General features: G+C 53.0%; 18 protein-coding genes. 8 read left to right on the top strand and 10 right to left on the bottom strand.

Annotation, left to right across the window (positions count from 1 at the left end):
- Window positions 1-8: 8 nt before the first annotated feature.
- On the top strand, window positions 9-1,010 hold the full coding sequence (locus G9409_RS03760) for an NAD(P)H-dependent glycerol-3-phosphate dehydrogenase (RefSeq protein ID WP_166807503.1): 1,002 nt from the start codon (window positions 9-11) through the stop codon (window positions 1,008-1,010).
- On the opposite strand, the gene G9409_RS03765 is transcribed toward G9409_RS03760, so the two are convergent.
- The 3 genes from G9409_RS03765 to G9409_RS03775 all read right to left on the bottom strand — a co-directional run bounded on the left by G9409_RS03765 (window position 1,007) and on the right by G9409_RS03775 (window position 4,050).
- Window positions 1,007-1,504, bottom strand: a complete 498-nt coding sequence (locus tag G9409_RS03765; RefSeq protein ID WP_166807504.1) for a SixA phosphatase family protein — start codon at window positions 1,502-1,504, stop codon at window positions 1,007-1,009. The two genes, G9409_RS03760 and G9409_RS03765, sit on opposite strands and share 4 nt — an antisense overlap.
- On the bottom strand, window positions 1,501-2,625 hold the full coding sequence (locus G9409_RS03770; protein ID WP_166807505.1) for a glycoside hydrolase family 3 N-terminal domain-containing protein: 1,125 nt from the start codon (window positions 2,623-2,625) through the stop codon (window positions 1,501-1,503). Before G9409_RS03770 ends, G9409_RS03765 begins: the two co-directional genes overlap by 4 nt.
- Window positions 2,626-2,724: 99 nt before the next feature.
- Window positions 2,725-4,050, bottom strand: a complete 1,326-nt coding sequence (locus G9409_RS03775) for an AAA family ATPase (RefSeq protein WP_166807506.1) — start codon at window positions 4,048-4,050, stop codon at window positions 2,725-2,727.
- Between the two features lie 121 nt (window positions 4,051-4,171).
- Here G9409_RS03775 and kdsA point away from each other — a divergent pair, with 121 nt between their 5' ends.
- Window positions 4,172-5,002 carry a 3-deoxy-8-phosphooctulonate synthase gene (gene kdsA, locus G9409_RS03780; protein WP_166807507.1) on the top strand — a complete coding sequence of 277 codons (831 nt, stop codon included), beginning with the start codon at window positions 4,172-4,174 and terminating at the stop codon, window positions 5,000-5,002.
- Between the two features lie 36 nt (window positions 5,003-5,038).
- Window positions 5,039-5,602: a KdsC family phosphatase gene (locus tag G9409_RS03785; protein WP_166808021.1), complete on the top strand. Its 564-nt coding sequence runs from the start codon at window positions 5,039-5,041 to the stop codon at window positions 5,600-5,602.
- Window positions 5,603-5,809: 207 nt separating this feature from the next.
- On the opposite strand, the gene G9409_RS03790 is transcribed toward G9409_RS03785, so the two are convergent.
- The 5 genes from G9409_RS03790 to ruvX all read right to left on the bottom strand — a co-directional run bounded on the left by G9409_RS03790 (window position 5,810) and on the right by ruvX (window position 10,322).
- A complete protein-coding gene (locus G9409_RS03790; RefSeq protein WP_166807508.1) occupies window positions 5,810-7,267 on the bottom strand; it encodes a hypothetical protein in 1,458 nt (485 codons plus the stop codon).
- Between the two features lie 190 nt (window positions 7,268-7,457).
- On the bottom strand, window positions 7,458-8,315 hold the full coding sequence (locus G9409_RS03795) for an NAD(+)/NADH kinase (RefSeq protein ID WP_166807509.1): 858 nt from the start codon (window positions 8,313-8,315) through the stop codon (window positions 7,458-7,460).
- Complete coding sequence (locus G9409_RS03800; protein ID WP_166807510.1) at window positions 8,312-9,181, bottom strand: prephenate dehydrogenase; 870 nt, start codon at window positions 9,179-9,181, stop codon at window positions 8,312-8,314. The genes G9409_RS03795 and G9409_RS03800 overlap by 4 nt, the downstream gene beginning before the upstream one ends.
- Window positions 9,182-9,185: 4 nt before the next feature.
- The gene (gene pyrE / locus G9409_RS03805) at window positions 9,186-9,767 is read right to left on the bottom strand and encodes an orotate phosphoribosyltransferase (protein ID WP_166807511.1); all 582 of its coding nucleotides are present in this window, start codon (window positions 9,765-9,767) and stop codon (window positions 9,186-9,188) included.
- 123 nt (window positions 9,768-9,890) lie between these two features.
- Window positions 9,891-10,322, bottom strand: a complete 432-nt coding sequence (gene ruvX / locus G9409_RS03810; protein WP_166807512.1) for a Holliday junction resolvase RuvX — start codon at window positions 10,320-10,322, stop codon at window positions 9,891-9,893.
- Window positions 10,323-10,511: 189 nt separating this feature from the next.
- Between ruvX and G9409_RS03815 the strand changes: the two genes are divergently transcribed.
- From G9409_RS03815 to G9409_RS03830, 4 genes are all read left to right on the top strand, one after another.
- Window positions 10,512-11,132 (top strand): SOUL family heme-binding protein, encoded by a 621-nt coding sequence (locus G9409_RS03815; protein WP_166807513.1) that lies wholly within the window; start codon window positions 10,512-10,514, stop codon window positions 11,130-11,132.
- Between the two features lie 83 nt (window positions 11,133-11,215).
- Window positions 11,216-11,443, top strand: coding sequence for a hypothetical protein (locus tag G9409_RS03820; RefSeq protein ID WP_006365714.1), 228 nt, complete (start codon window positions 11,216-11,218; stop codon window positions 11,441-11,443).
- Between the two features lie 12 nt (window positions 11,444-11,455).
- Entirely contained in the window at window positions 11,456-11,839 is a 384-nt protein-coding gene (gene crcB / locus G9409_RS03825) for a fluoride efflux transporter CrcB (protein ID WP_166807514.1), read from the top strand.
- Window positions 11,840-11,850: 11 nt separating this feature from the next.
- Window positions 11,851-12,186, top strand: a complete 336-nt coding sequence (locus G9409_RS03830; RefSeq protein ID WP_006365712.1) for a DUF190 domain-containing protein — start codon at window positions 11,851-11,853, stop codon at window positions 12,184-12,186.
- Window positions 12,187-12,284: 98 nt separating this feature from the next.
- Here G9409_RS03830 and hemL read toward each other — a convergent pair whose 3' ends face one another.
- A complete protein-coding gene (hemL, locus tag G9409_RS03835) occupies window positions 12,285-13,580 on the bottom strand; it encodes a glutamate-1-semialdehyde 2,1-aminomutase (RefSeq protein WP_166807515.1) in 1,296 nt (431 codons plus the stop codon).
- 119 nt (window positions 13,581-13,699) lie between these two features.
- Window positions 13,700-14,485: a DNA repair protein RecO gene (recO, locus tag G9409_RS03840; RefSeq protein ID WP_166807516.1), complete on the bottom strand. Its 786-nt coding sequence runs from the start codon at window positions 14,483-14,485 to the stop codon at window positions 13,700-13,702.
- Window positions 14,486-14,643: 158 nt separating this feature from the next.
- Between recO and G9409_RS03845 the strand changes: the two genes are divergently transcribed.
- A complete protein-coding gene (locus G9409_RS03845) occupies window positions 14,644-14,901 on the top strand; it encodes an FmdB family zinc ribbon protein (protein WP_006365709.1) in 258 nt (85 codons plus the stop codon).
- Window positions 14,902-14,924 lie beyond the last annotated feature (23 nt).

Genomic DNA, 14,924 nt, shown 5'->3' on the forward strand with positions numbered 1-14,924 from the left:
ATTATCCGATGAATATTGCTGTACTTGGTGCCGGAAGCTGGGGCACCACACTTGCCGTACTTCTTGCTTCGAAAGGTTATCCTGTCCGTCTCTGGGCGCACCGGCCGGAATTCTCGGCAAAGCTCAGGGCGGAGCGTGAAAATCAACGCTATCTGAAGGGCGTGGCTTTTCCGGACTCACTTGACGTTGCCGATCTCCTTCCCGAACTGATCTCCTGGTCCGAGGTGATCGTTACGGCCGTGCCATCCCAGGCTTTGCGGGAGACGGTTACCGGTTTTTGTACTACGTCACTCGACGGTAAAATTCTGGTCAATGTTGCCAAGGGTATCGAGGTTGGAACGGGTAAAAGGATGTCGGAAGTACTGCTTGAAGTGCTCCCCTCTCTCAAGCCCGCACAGGTTGCAGCGCTCTATGGACCGAGCCATGCCGAAGAGGTAGCAAAAGAGCAGCCCACGACCGTGGTTGCCTCCTCACCGTCGCTCCGGACGGCTGAGATTGTGCAGGAGCTCTTTCGTACCAACATGTTCCGCGTCTATGTCAATAACGATATCATCGGGGTTGAAACCGCCGGTTCGGTCAAGAACATCATTGCGATTGCTGCCGGTATCTCCGATGGCATAGGGTATGGAGATAACGCAAAGGCGGCCATTATCACGAGAGGTCTTGCTGAAATCTCAAGGCTCTGCATACGGCTTGGAGGGGATCCTGTCACCCTCTCCGGACTTTCGGGAATCGGCGATCTCGTTGTTACCTGCCTCTCACGCCACAGCAGAAACCGTTATGTCGGCGAAGAGATAGGCCGGGGCCGCACACTTGATGATATCATCAGCCAGATGAATATGGTAGCAGAGGGTGTGCTCAGTTCAAAAGCGGTTTATGATCTCAGCAGCAGACTCGGAGTTGAAATGCCTATTACCCAGGCGGTCTATGAGATGCTCTTTGAACGCAAGCCTGCCCGGCAGGCGATTTTTGAGCTCATGACCCGTGATCCAAAATCTGAACGGGATTAATCGGTTTTACGCTTCGGGTACTCATACCAAACCTTTTTCCCCTTGCCGTAAGCCGCATCCTTCCACATCGCGATCTCCAGATCAATCCTTACCATGCCGCAGGTCTCCATACTCTCCATGTGAGCAGCTGAAAGCAGGTTTGCAAACTCCGTAATGGTCGGATTGTGCCCGAAGATCACGGCTGTTTTGACACTTTCGGCCATCTCCTGTATGATGGCAAGAATCTGGTCGGCCCTTCCCTCGTAGATCTCCATTCGCCTGACGATCTTCTCCTTCGGGTAATCAAGGATTTCACAGAAGAGCTCTGCCGTAGTGATAGCCCTGTTTGCCGGACTGGAGATGACAAGATCGGCGGCTACTCCCATTGCCTTCAGCATTGCGGCCATGAGTGAAGCGGTGTGCTCTCCCCGACTGTTCAGAGACCGGTCAAAATCGCCTGTCTGAGCATCCGCCCAGTTTGATTTTGCATGACGGACAAGGCAGATGGTTTTCATGTGCGGGGTTTGAGGTACTGTTTTTTAAGCTCCATGACTCTCCGGTACGACAGGTCGATGCGACGGGGTGTTACCAGTTTTTTCTCTACAAGGGAGCGGATAATTTCCGTTGCCTTCGTGGCAATTGCAGGGTCCCATGAGGTGTTGTTGCCGAAGAGCAGCAGATCCACACCGGCATCAATGGCCAGCCGGATGGCCTCTTCAAGCCCGTAACGGTCAGCGATGGCCTTCATCTGCATATCATCGCTGATAACCACACCCCTGAATCCGAGCCTTTTGCGGAGAAGACCGGTGATGGTTGATTTTGAAAGCGTTGCCGGATAGATCGGATCAAGTTTTGCGTTGAAGACATGTGCGGTCATGATCGCATCGCGGTAACCTGACGCAATCAGGGCACGGTAGGGTTCAAGCTCTTTTGCGGACCAGCTGTTTGTTATATCGGTAAAATCCTTGTGCGTATCGGTGGTTGAACTGCCGTGCCCCGGAAAATGCTTCAGGGTGGCAATGATACCCTCGCGGTTAAAGGTTTTGACCGTCAGCAGGATATTCGGGACAGCAATCTCAGGATCACCCGAAAAGCTTCGCCCGAGCTTTCCGATAACCGGATTGTCCGGATTGACATTCAGATCAGCTACCGGGGCAAAATTCAGTCCGATATGCATTGCCTGCAATGTCCGGGCCGTCAGGGCGGCAGCGGCGGTTGTGCTGTCGGGATTGTTGAGCCCTCCGAGATGCTCTGCCGAAACGCTCGGGGGAAAGCCGAACTTCGGCTTGAGGCGGTTGACCTTTCCTCCCTCCTGGTCAATACCGATCAGGAGGGGGATGGCCGAGAGTTTTTGCAGTTCAAGCGTCAGGAGCGAGAGCTGTTCAGGGCTGCTGATGTTTCTGGATGGTGAGTGCAGTGGAACGTCATAGTCAAAGAGCACAACGCCGCCAATCCGGCGTTCAAGGATATCTTCAGCAATGGCGGGAGATTCTGCCACCGAGAGCCCCCTGAAGCCGATCATCACCATCTGGCCGATTTTTATGGTAAGGCTGTCCGTTCTCTCGGAAGCGAACGCCGGAAGGGAGCAGGTCCAGAGCAGGAAGAGCGCTGCAACCGTCAGAAAGGTTTTTTTCATGGATGTCGGTGTTGCAGCAAGGGAGTTAACGGGTCATTGTTCATTTTACGGAGCCTGAGTCAAAATGCAAGGCAGGCCCCGTAAAATGAATTTATCTTTTTATTCGGCTTTTGACTTCGTGATAGTCAGCTCTCCGCCGGAGAGGTCAACGGCAACTACATCCCCCTCCTCTACCGCTCCCGAAAGGATCAGCTCTGATACCTTGTTGGTGATCTTGCGCTGCATTACCCGTTTGAGAGGCCGGGCACCAAATGCCGGGTCAAACCCCGCATTGGCAATCCATTCAAGAGCTCCATCGGTAATCGTGAGTTTTATGCGCTGGCGCATTGCGGTCTCTTTGATACGGTCAAACTGTATGAGAACAATTTTTTTCAGCTCTTCACGTGTGAGCGGCGTAAAGAGAATGATCTCGTCAATACGGTTGAGAAACTCCGGTTTCACCTGCTGTTTCAGCAGCTGGAAGAGCTTTTCCTGGAGGCCCGAAAGCACAGTGTCACGGTTCACTCCATCAAGTTTTCCCATCTCGACCTGAATCATCTGTGCGCCGATATTGCTGGTCATGATGATGATGGTGTTCTTGAAGTTCACCGTATGTCCCTTGCTGTCGGTCAGGCGGCCATCGTCAAGTATCTGCAGGAGGATGTTGAAGACGTCCGGGTGCGCTTTTTCGATCTCATCGAGCAGTACAACGGAAAAGGGTTTGCGCCGTACCGCTTCGGTAAGCTGCCCCCCCTCCTCATAACCCACGTAGCCTGGAGGCGCTCCGACCAGCCGGCTTACGGTGTGGGATTCCATATATTCGCTCATGTCGATGCGTATCATGGAGTCCTCATCATCAAAGAGATAGTCGGCAAGGGCACGGGCAAGCTCGGTTTTGCCGACACCGGTCGGCCCGAGAAAGATAAAGGAGCCGATAGGGCGCTTCTCGTCCCCCATCCCCGCCCTGGAGCGTTTTACCGCCTCACTGACAGCCGTGACGGCATCCTCCTGCCCGATCACCCGTTTATGCAGCTCCTGTTCAATCAGGAGCAGCTTCTGGCGCTCGCCCTGCAGCATCTTGCTGACCGGTATCCCTGTCCATTTGGAGACAATATCGGCGATATCCTCGGCATCAATCTCCTCTTTCATGATCAGGTCGCCTCCGGCCTTCTTCTCTTCAATCTTCAGGCGGTTCTCTTCAAGGTCGCGCTCAATTTGAGCGATTTTTCCATAGCGTATCTCTGCAACCTTGCCATAATCGCCCTGACGCTCAAACTCCTCGGCCTGAACCCGGAGCTCTTCTATCTGCGATTTAAGGGTGCGGGAGGACTGTATCAGCTCTTTTTCACTATCCCACCGGGCCTTGATGACGGTCTGCTCCTCAATGAGATTTGCAAGCTGTTTTTCTATCTCCTCCAGCCGTTGTTTCGTATCAGCGATGCCCATAGTTTTCCGGTATTTGATTACGGACTGTGAATAAGAAATATTGTTGTAAATTTAAGGCTTAAATTATCAAAGTCACAAGAGGCACAGAGCTTTAAGCCATAAAAGTATAACGGGTAACAACGTGCAAAAGTTCTCGATCGGTTCACTCTCCATTCCTGATTCCTCAGCTCCGCTCATTATTGCCGGACCATGCCTGATCGAAAACAGGGCAATGGCGGTAAAAACAGCCGAAGAGCTTCAGCGTATCAGCAGAGAGGAAGGGGTAGGTTTTATTTTCAAGGGCTCCTACCGCAAGGCAAACCGCACTTCCGGCTCCTCTTTCTCCGGTATCGGTGATGTTGAGGCGCTTGAAATACTTGACGAAATCCGCACTACCTACCGGATGCCGGTAGTGACCGATGTGCATGAAACCAGGGATGTTGCGCTTGCCTCCCGCTATGTTGATGTACTGCAGATACCCGCCTTTCTCTGCCGCCAGACCGAACTTCTTGTTGCTGCCGGAGAGAGCGGGCTTGCCGTCAACATCAAGAAGGGGCAGTTTATGGCCCCGGAAGATATGGCGCTTGCCGCAGCCAAGGTGACCGGGACGGGTAACCAGAGGGTCATGCTGACCGAACGGGGTTCAAGTTTTGGATATCACAATCTTGTTGTTGATTTCCGTGGTCTGGCCAAAATGGCTGAATCAGGATACCCGGTCATCTATGACGCAACGCACAGCCTTCAGCTTCCAGGCGCGGGCAATGGTGTTTCGGGCGGAGAGCGCCAGTATATGATGCCTCTTGCACGGGCGGCGGTCGCAGCGGGAGTGAACGGTCTTTTCTTCGAGGTTCATCCCGATCCATTGCATGCACTGTCGGATGCAGCCACACAGGTTGCTCTTGATGAATTCGGAACTATTGTCAAACAACTGCTCCATCTTTACCGGTGTGTGCAGTCGCTTCATTCACTCTAAACCACTATACCTGTGGCTGGTTTTCAATATTTCGGGATGCAGCCTTCACAGGCCGATCCATCAACACGCATAGAGCAGGCACTCAAAATTGTCCGGGCAGTTGTTTTTCCGGTTGACGGTGTCCTCAACGGCGGAAGGATCACCTTTGACAGCCGGGGAGGTGAGCTCTGCTCGATTTCGGTAAGAGATGCCGTTGCTATCAGGGAGGGATTGAAACAGGGGTTGATGATTGCCGTTATCTCCGGGCGGGATGCCGAAGCCTATCGGCCTCTGCTCGAAAATCTCGGTGTAATCGATCTCTCGCTCAATTCCGGGGATCTTCTGAAGGCCTACGAGAGTTTCCGTGATGCTCACGGGCTCACTGACGAGGAGTGTGCATACATCGGTGACGATATCGGCGATATTGCCGTACTTGCAAAAGCCGGTCTGCCGGTTACCCCGATTGACGGGGCTGATTATCTCAGAAACCGTGTCGGCTACATTGCCGGTTATGAAGGCGGCAAAGGGTGTTTGCGGGAGATTATCGAACTCATTCTCGCCCAGCAGGGAAAGTGGATATACACCGAGCAGCCTCAGGAGGAGAGTGAAACGGAGAGCTGAGGGTCTGGTTGCCGGATATGTTCCCGGTTGTGATTCCAAACCTGTTTTGTGTCATTGCAAACTTCTCTCTGTGTCATTCCGAACGAAGAGAGGAATCTCTTTGGAACAGATCCGGAAGAAGAGATCTCTCCTTTCAGTCGAGATGCCATGGGGGGGCGGGATGACAATGCTGGATGGTCGAGATGACAACGGGCGGCGAGAGCGATCTTACCTGATTTCGGCTACGGCTTCAGGATTGAGGATAGCGGCGGTTTCCGCCAGAGTGAGCAGGCCGACAATATTGGTGCCGTGATTTGGTTCAATGTGCACATCTCCCCGGTACTCTGCTTTGTTTTCAAGCGCCTGCTCAAGGGCATCTATCTTTCCCATCAGGCTGTAGGCTGCTGATTGCGGCGTAGAGCAGGAAACAGGAGGATTCTCCGCACCATGCAGATAGTACCCTTCCGGAAGCATCTCCATATCCGGGTAGTCATGCCAGTGGGTCATGGATGCCCCGTAGCGGGCAAGATGAGCGGAGAAGAGTGCATCCGGCCGGAGTCTCAGGAGGATGCTTGCCGTTATGGCATTTCCCAGTGCGTGGGCCAGAATAGTCAGGGTGTCGAACGACGGCTTGGCCCCGCCCGAAGGTGAAACACCAGCAGGGGTCTTCAGCCATGCTCTGCCTCCGCTTATACCGATTTCCACCAGATCATGCTGAGGGTCAAGATGATGCTTCCGGCATCCGGATCGGGTTGTGATAACGCTCACCTCCGGAACAGGTACAAGGAAGGTTTTACCTGCGGCCAGGATCCGCACCGTACCCTCGTGCTCAATTTCACACTCCTCACTCCCTATGCCATCACTGCAGAGGGTTGCCGGTTGCACCGTGACCGGGAGCTGCCGGGCAAAGAATCCGTAGCTCATACCGCTGCGCTGGTCGAGATAGCGGGCAACGATCCGCTTGTAAAAATCGCTTCGGTATTCAAGCCCGGCGGTGGAGGTGTGGGTGAGCAGGCAGTGGTTATCGCGCCACAGTCTGCTGCACTCTGCAAAATCCTTGCCCACCGTCCGAAACAGCGGTGTATCGGTCTCGAGAGCACCAGGTTTCATATCAAGATCCTCCGGCCTTGGAGGAACAACCTGTGCCGTAAGTTTCGGCACCAGTGTGCAGCGGACATCCTCCACCGCAGGAAGCGGCGTGTTGAAGGTGACGACACCCCCGTTCATGGTGCAGATGGTCCATGAACGGTCGGTGACAAAGATCAGGATATGCACCATGTCGCGGGCGAGCCTGCCGACTATTGCGTCAAGTCGCTCCTGCGGGAGGGCCTCGGTGGTGAGTGGCGGCGGTTCGTCGTAGATCCCGACAATGATATTGTTGTAGAGCGTTGAAACCCTGTTGATGGCGAGCATATCGTCGGCAAAAGAGCCCGGAGCAAAGACAACCGTACCGGGGAGAAACCGGCCGTCACTGCCCGAGGCCTCCTCTTCAGAGAGTACGGTAATCTCCAGTGACTTCATGGCCGAAACCAGGGCAAGGCAGAACTGTTCGAGGCGAACCGTAAGTACAGGTGCGGGGTAGATGACCGGCCTGATTTTACGGCACATCCCCTCAATGCTGAGCGGAGTTTCAGCAGGAATGCCGAGTAGATGGTGGAGAGTGCCGGAACTGATATTGATTCCCATGGGTGCCTCTATTTATTTGTTCTGCGATTCGATTGCTTCGTTGGGCGGTGCTCGAAATCCTCATGGACTGCGTGTACACTCCGGTTTCTGCGCTCCGTCCGTCTCGCACTCAAACCGCTCACGACAATAAATAAAGGTACCCGCATAAAGATCGGTTGCGCCGAATGGATTGAAGGTGAGAAGTGCCCGCTCAGAGGCCGAAATTATGCTCGCGTCCCCAGAGCAGTTTGGTCCGCAGGATCTCGCAGTAATCCCGTTTTTCATTGGCGACGAGATGGACCGGTTCCGGCGATTTTCTTATCGTGACCACTTTGTTGGGGTCAAGCATTCTGACCAGATGGCCGTCGCAGTTGAGCGGAAACTCCCCGTCAGGAGCATCAACAGAGACTTCGATTATCTTTTCGTCACTGATCACAATCGGCCGGACGGTCAGCATGTGCGGGCATATCGGTGTGATGACAAAGACACTCGATTTCGGGGCGATGATCGGTCCTCCGGCAGACATGGAGTAAGCCGTTGAGCCGGTTGACGTAGCAATGATGATGCCATCGGCGCGGTAGGAACTGAGCAGCTCACCGTCCAGCTTTATGACAAAAGTCGGAATGCGGGGATAGGCTCCTTTTTCAATCACCACATCATTCAAAGCCCGTAACTGTTGTACATTCCCGTCGATTGAAAGAGAGGCTTCAAGCTGTGATCGGTTATGGATCGTATAGGTGTTGTTCAGAACCTTTTCTATAGCCGAAAACATTTCAGCCTGGGTGAACTCCGTTAAAAACCCGAGATATCCGACATTGATGCCGATAACCGGTTTGGTCATGGCGTAGTGGGATGCGAACAGCAGCGTGCCATCCCCTCCCAGCGAGATGAATGCATCGCACTGCCGGTTCAGCTCCTCAATCGGCGCTGAGCGGGAGATCTGGAGCTTTTCTGCCGAGAGGGTTTCGAAAACATACTCCACTCCCCGTTCATCAAGCCACAGGGCCAGTTCGCGGGCAAGATCGAGCGCGTGCTCCCTTGAAACATTGACAACAATCGCAAATTTCATGACCGGTTCATCTCTTTAAGGGTTTGATAAAGCCGGTTGGCTTCATCGAAGCGCGATTCAAGCTGTTCAAGGTTGTGAGATCGTACTTCCTGTGACAGGGCCGTAAGTTCGACGGCAAACCGGTCAAGCTCCGCGGCAATGTTCTCACTGTTGGTTGCAATGATGTCACGCCATATCTGCCATGGGCTTCCTGCAAGCCGGGCCAGAGTCGCAAAGCCCGGTCCGGTTTTGCTGATCGAATCGCCGCAGTGATTCATCAGGAGGGTCGAGAGCAGTTGGGGCAGATGGCTTGTTTTTGCAACCACGAGATCATGTTCTTCAGCGTTCATCGAGAGTGTTGTGCATCCTGCCGACTCAAGCAGTTCAATAAGGAATCGCCCTTTCGGCTCTTCGAGTACGCCCTTGTCGTCACACAGGATAACGCGCCGGCCATGCAGCAGCGTCTCATGGCTTTCACGATACCCCTGCTGCTCCTTGCCGGCCATCGGGTGCATGCCGATAAAGTTCAGCTCAAGTTCCCTGGCTTTACGGGCTATCAGCGACTTTGTACTTGATACATCGCTGACCAGGGTTGAGGGTGGAGCAAGCTGTTTGATCTCCTCAAGCAGGGCGATGTTGATTTCGACCGGAGCCGAGAGGATGATCAGGTCGGCGCTGTAGAGCAGCGACTTCTCTGCGGTAAACCGGTCAAGACCGAGAGCTTCAACCGTGGTGCGGTCGGTCTCGGAAAAATTCGGGTCAAACCCCTGAAAAAGGATGTTGCTCTTCCGGGCAAGGGGTGAAAACTTTATTGCCCGCAAGAGCGACATGCCGATCAACCCGAGACCGATAAACGAGATATTTCTGATAGGTGGCTGCTCGGTCATGCCGTTAGTTTTGCTTGTTTGCCCGGCTTCCGGGGGCATCAATCGGCACATTCTGTTTGCAGAGAGGGCACTCCTCAGGGGTGTAGCTGATCACTTCCATCGAAAGCACTGAAAACTGGTCGTCAGCAAGCCTTACGCGGCCATTGCTGCGGTCAACAACCGATCCGACTCCGACCAGCGTTGCTCCGGCCGCTTTGACAAGCGCAATAACCTCGGCGACCGATCCCCCTGTGGTGATAACATCCTCAATCACCACCACCCGTTCATCCGGTTCAAGCATGAACCCGCGGCGGATTGTCATCACGCCATCCTTGCGTTCAGCGAAAATGGTTTTTACTCCGAGCTGGCGCCCCACCTCTGTTCCGACCACGATTCCTCCAATAGCCGGGGATATGACGGTTTCGACTCCCTTGCCGCTGAAATTCCCGGCGATCAGGCTGCAGACCGCTTCGAGGTGTTGCGGGTGCTGCAATACCTTTGCGCACTGAAAATAGGTATTGCTGTGCCGTCCTGAAGTCAGCCTGAAATGACCGTCAAGCAGAGCCCCGGTTGATTTGAAGGTGTCAAGCAGTGCAGAAGTACTCATGAATGGTAATGGGTAAGAGTGTCGACAAGAGTTCTATGCCCTAAAGATAAAGAAGCAGTGCCGAAAAGCTAAATGAAAAACTCCTGCTTTTCCGATCCTTTCGTCAGGATTGGAGCAGAATCTCTACCGGTTGCGGGACTCCAGATACTCTGTAAGCATTACACATGCGGCGGCGCTGTCGATTCTCCCCTTTTCCTGCCGCACTTTTCTTGATTTACCGGAAGCCGCAAGGATCTTGCGGGCATCTTTCGATGAGTGGTGTTCATCGACCCGTTCTATCATCAGTTGGGGGAACTCCACGAGCAGCTCTTCTATAAAGCGGTCAATAACTCCGGTCATGGCGTTTGTTTCGCCGTTTTCGCCCAGTGGATAACCGATGATTACCCTGCCGATCTCGTCACTGCGGAGCATCTCTTCAAGCATTCCGGAAAGTCCAGCCCGATCGACGGTGCCGACCGGCTGGGCGAAGAGCTGGAGCGGGTCGCTTTTTGCCACACCGATTCGCTTGGTGCCGTAATCGATTGCGATCACTCTTTTTTTAAGAGTAAAGCTCATGAGCAGAGTGTAGTACGATTGAATAATGGTGATGTATCAATCAAAGATATAACTATGCCGGCTATTTTTTCATAGCGGGCGTACCCGCTTATTAGCAGGCATACTCCTGACAGCTAAACCTTTTTGCTCTTGCGGGTGTTCCATTCATAAGATCGTTTTGTTAAACAATTCAACAGAAGGGAGGCTCTTATGGGTGCATGGTCACTATTGCTGATGACCAGCCTGCTGCTTGCAGGCTGTTCGGTGCTGGGCAAGCGGGAATCAGCCGAGCCACCGTTTACGGTGCTGGAGAAAGAGGGGGAGATCGAAATCAGGCAGTATGGCGGGATGGTTCTGGCTGAAACAGTTGTTGATGGAGGGTACGGCCAGTCAAGCGGTCAGGCCTTCAGTCGCCTTGCAGGCTATATTTTCGGCAAGAACCGCTCAAAACAGAAACTTTCCATGACTGCTCCCGTGCTGCAGGAGCCTGCTTCGGAGAAACTCTCCATGACCGCTCCGGTGATGCAGCAGAAGCAGGGGAACTCCTGGGTGATGTCGTTTGTGATGCCTGAAGGATCAACCCTTGCTTCACTTCCCGAGCCTCTTGACCCGTCCGTAACCTTTCGTGAGGTCGGAGCAAAAAAAGTTGCGGTAATCAGTTATTCAGGACTTCATTCCGAAAGTAATCTCCGGAGCTATGCGGAGAAACTGACGGTATGGCTTGGGAAGAGAGGGTTCCGGTCACTCTCTGCTCCCAGGGCGGCAAGCTACGATCCTCCATGGACCATTCCGTTCCTTCGCCGCAACGAGGTGCAGATTGATGTTGAGTAAGGCCGAAGCCGTCATGAGGTTTTTTCCTCGTCTGATTATTATTACCTTTTACAAACTACCGCTCACTTAATCAAACCATCAGTATGAAGCCGCTCTACTATTTTTTAACTGCAACGCTTTCGATACTGCTCTCGATCTACATCTTTATTTTCGGCACAGGGGTTAACCATGAGCTGATTGCTATATTTATCGGACTCTGGGCACCGACGATCATCGCTCTCGGTATTTTCAACACCCTGCTCGGTATTCTTGATGAGATGTGCTGTGCGCACAAGAGGATTGAGGGAAGGCAGACAGGCGACGACCGCTAACATAGAAGCGTGATGAAGCACTTTGGAGCAGTTGCGCTGGTGGGTGTTGGCGGGTTTCTCGGCTCTGTGGCCCGCTACGGGGTGGCGCTGCTCTTTCTTCCGCTTGCTCCGGGCTTTCCCTTTTCAACCTTTGCGGTTAACATGCTCGGCAGTTTTCTTATCGGATTGTTGAGCGAGCTTGCGGTTTCGACCACCCTGGTCTCTCCTGAAGCACGGCTCTTTATGGTGACCGGCTTCTGCGGAGGCTTTACCACCTTTTCCGCCTATATGTATGAGCATGCATCGCTGATGAAGGATGGTCAGCTCTTCTACGCCGGGCTTTACCTTTTCGGCAGTATCGCCGGAGGTCTCATTGCACTTTACTCGGGAATGCTTTTCGCAAAAATCTGGTCATAAAGGAGTCAATTATGGAATTTCACAGTTCAGAACTGCTGCGCATCTTTGTCGGTGAACAGGTTCGTTTCGGTCACAATCCGCTCTATGAAGAGATTGTGCGCGAAGCCCGTCTGCATGGTCTTGCCGGAGCAACGGCGTTGAAAGGTGTGCTCTCCTACGGTCACGACATGCTGATTAAAACCTCCAAAATCATGGAGTTCGGTACCAACCTGCCTATGGTTATCGAAATTGTTGACTTTCCGGAAAAGATAGAGAGCTTTCTTCCGAAGGTCGAACAGATGGTGCGCGATGCCTCCGGAAGGGTCATGGTTACCCGCGAGCAGGTGCAATCCGGGATTATTGAATAACGAGGCGCAAAACAGCCGGGAGAGACCGAATTGCCTGTAACAAAAAAAGGGAAGCCTTGCGGCCTCCCTTTTTTTGTTCTTTCTGTTGACGGAGCGGGTTACTTCTGGGACTCGACAAGCGCATTGTAGTTTGCCTTGATGGTCTTTTCCAGATCGGCATCAGTGTGAACCGAGCTGATGAACATCGCCTCAAACTGTGAAGGTGCGGTGTAGATGCCCTGATCAAGCAGGGAGTGGAAGTACTTGCCGTGCTTTTTGGTGTCGGCCGTGATGGCACTTGCATAGCTTACGACCGGCGTTTCGGTAAAGAAGAGGCAGGACATCGATCCTACACGGTTCTGCACATAGTTCAGACCGAGTTTCTTCAGGTTGTCGCTGAAGCCGGCTTCAATGATCTGTGCCTTTCTTTCGAGTTCCGGATAGGGATTCTCTTCCATAAGGATTTTCAGGGTTTCAAGGCCTGCGGTCAGTGCCAGCGGGTTGCCTGAAAGGGTACCTGCCTGATAGACGTCGCCGAGGGGAGCAATACGCTCCATAAGCTTGCGCTTGCCACCGAATGCGCCGACAGGAAGGCCTCCGCCGATGATCTTGCCCATGGTGGTGAGATCAGGCGTAACGCCGTAGAGGCTCTGTGCACCGCCGAGTGCTACACGGAAACCGCACATCACTTCGTCGAAAATCAGTACGATTCCTTCCTGGTCGCAGAGCGTGCGAAGATCAGCAAGGAAGCCGGGTTTTGCCGGAATAACACCGGTATTGCCTGCCACAGGCTCAATGATGATGGCGGCAATATTGCCCTTGTTCTCGTTAACGAGCAGTTTTACCGACTCGATATCGTTGTAGGTTGCATTAAGCGTATCCTGCGCCGTGCCTCTGGTGACACCCGGGCTGTCGGGAGCGCCGAGCGTAAGAGCTCCTGAACCTGCCTTGATGAGGAAGCTGTCGCCGTGACCGTGGTAACACCCTTCAAATTTGATGATTTTATCGCGGCCGGTGTAGCCTCTTGCAAGGCGTACGGCCGACATGGTGGCTTCGGTTCCGCTGTTGACCATGCGGACCATTTCAAGTGAAGGTACAATCTTGCAGAGGAGCTCGGCAATTTCAATCTCCATCTCGATCGGTGTGCCGAAGCTGGTGCCGATGTTTTTCAGGGTATATTCAAGTGCAGCCGTGATTCTCGGGTGCATGCTGCCGAGAATGAAGGGGCCCCACGATCCGACATAGTCAAGATAGGTGTTACCGTCAACATCGGTCAGGTATGCGCCTGAGCCTTTAGCCATGTAGATCGGTGTTCCGCCAACGGATTTGAATGCCCGTACCGGAGAGTTTACGCCGCCGGGAATAAACTTCTTTGCTTTTTCAAAGAGTTCAGCTGATTTGGTTAGTTGAGGCATGTTGGACAGATCTGTTTAGGATTGAACAAGAGGTTATGCGAGTAATAAAATGACTCTTAAGATAGAAATAGTCCGGCAGATATAAAACCACAAAACCACGGATACCGGCTCGGGATGCACTATTTAACCAGGATTTGTTCAACGATTGAGATGTTTTTGCGCGACCGGGAGTGTTCCATATGCAGCGCGCAATACTCCTGCAGCAGCGAGCAGAGGGTATCGATATCTTCCGGTGAAGAGATGAAGGTGTCACCTGCGGGATGGCGGGCGGAGGCAAGGGCCGCCAGTTGTTCGGCGAGGCGCACCGGGATAAGCCGCTTTTTAATGCTGCTCTGGATGGCGGCTGCAGGCAGGGCAAGCCCGCCGGGGTTCATGACAAAATAGAGCTCCGTCAGCTTCATCTTCCTGATTGCCGTTGTGAGATCCTCTCCGCTGAAGACACAGTTACTCAGTAAGGGCTGAAATCCCATCAGAGAGACAAGCCGGAGCAGGAACCATGCATGGAGCTGCCGGAAATTGACACGGCTTCGGTAGAGCTGCTGGAGAGTTCCGGCAAGCAGGGTGAAGAGGGGGAGGTTTTTCTCGTCGCTCTCCGTGCCTGTACGGATAAGATCAATAATCTGGTAGAGCACGGCAAAGCGCTCCATATCCGGATCGGGAACCATCGGACTTAAAACAAGGTTACCATCACTGACAAGCTGAATATCCCGGCTCTGTTTTTTATAGAGCACCACGTCAACCACATTTCCGGCACTGAAGAGTCCCGAGAGCCTGTTTTTAGGATTGCGCGCCCCTTTGATGATGACGGAAATTTTACCGAATTCGCGGGTATAGAGGGCGCAGATCTTCGACTGGTCGCGGTATTTGACCTCCCGAAGTATTACGGCTCTGGTTTTGACGATCACGGCTTCAGCTTTTTTATTTTCGCAATTATCAGTATATACGTTAGCCCCGCCTGAAAAGGGCGTGAGAACTTTTTTACACGGTTCTATCCCGAAAAAAACGGGAACTTACTTACTCACCATAGTCAGAACACGAATAAATCAAGGAGTGAAATTACATTATGCCAACCTATCAATATCGCTGTTCAAGCTGCGGCAATGAACTTGAAATAGTCCAGAAAATGAGTGATGCCTCGCTGACCATCTGTCCGAAATGCGAAAAGGAGACTTTTGAGCGGGTTATCAGCGCCGATGGCGGATTTGTGCTCAAGGGTTCCGGCTTTTACAAAACCGACTATAACGCCAGCAAGCCTGCTCCGGCTCCATCACCCTGCTCTACCGGTTCCTGTTCATCAGGCTCCTGCCCATTGGCAAAATAGCATTCATGGCAGCCTTATTCCCT

This window comes from Candidatus Chlorobium masyuteum (assembly GCF_011601315.1).
Classification (GTDB): domain Bacteria; phylum Bacteroidota; class Chlorobiia; order Chlorobiales; family Chlorobiaceae; genus Chlorobium; species Chlorobium masyuteum.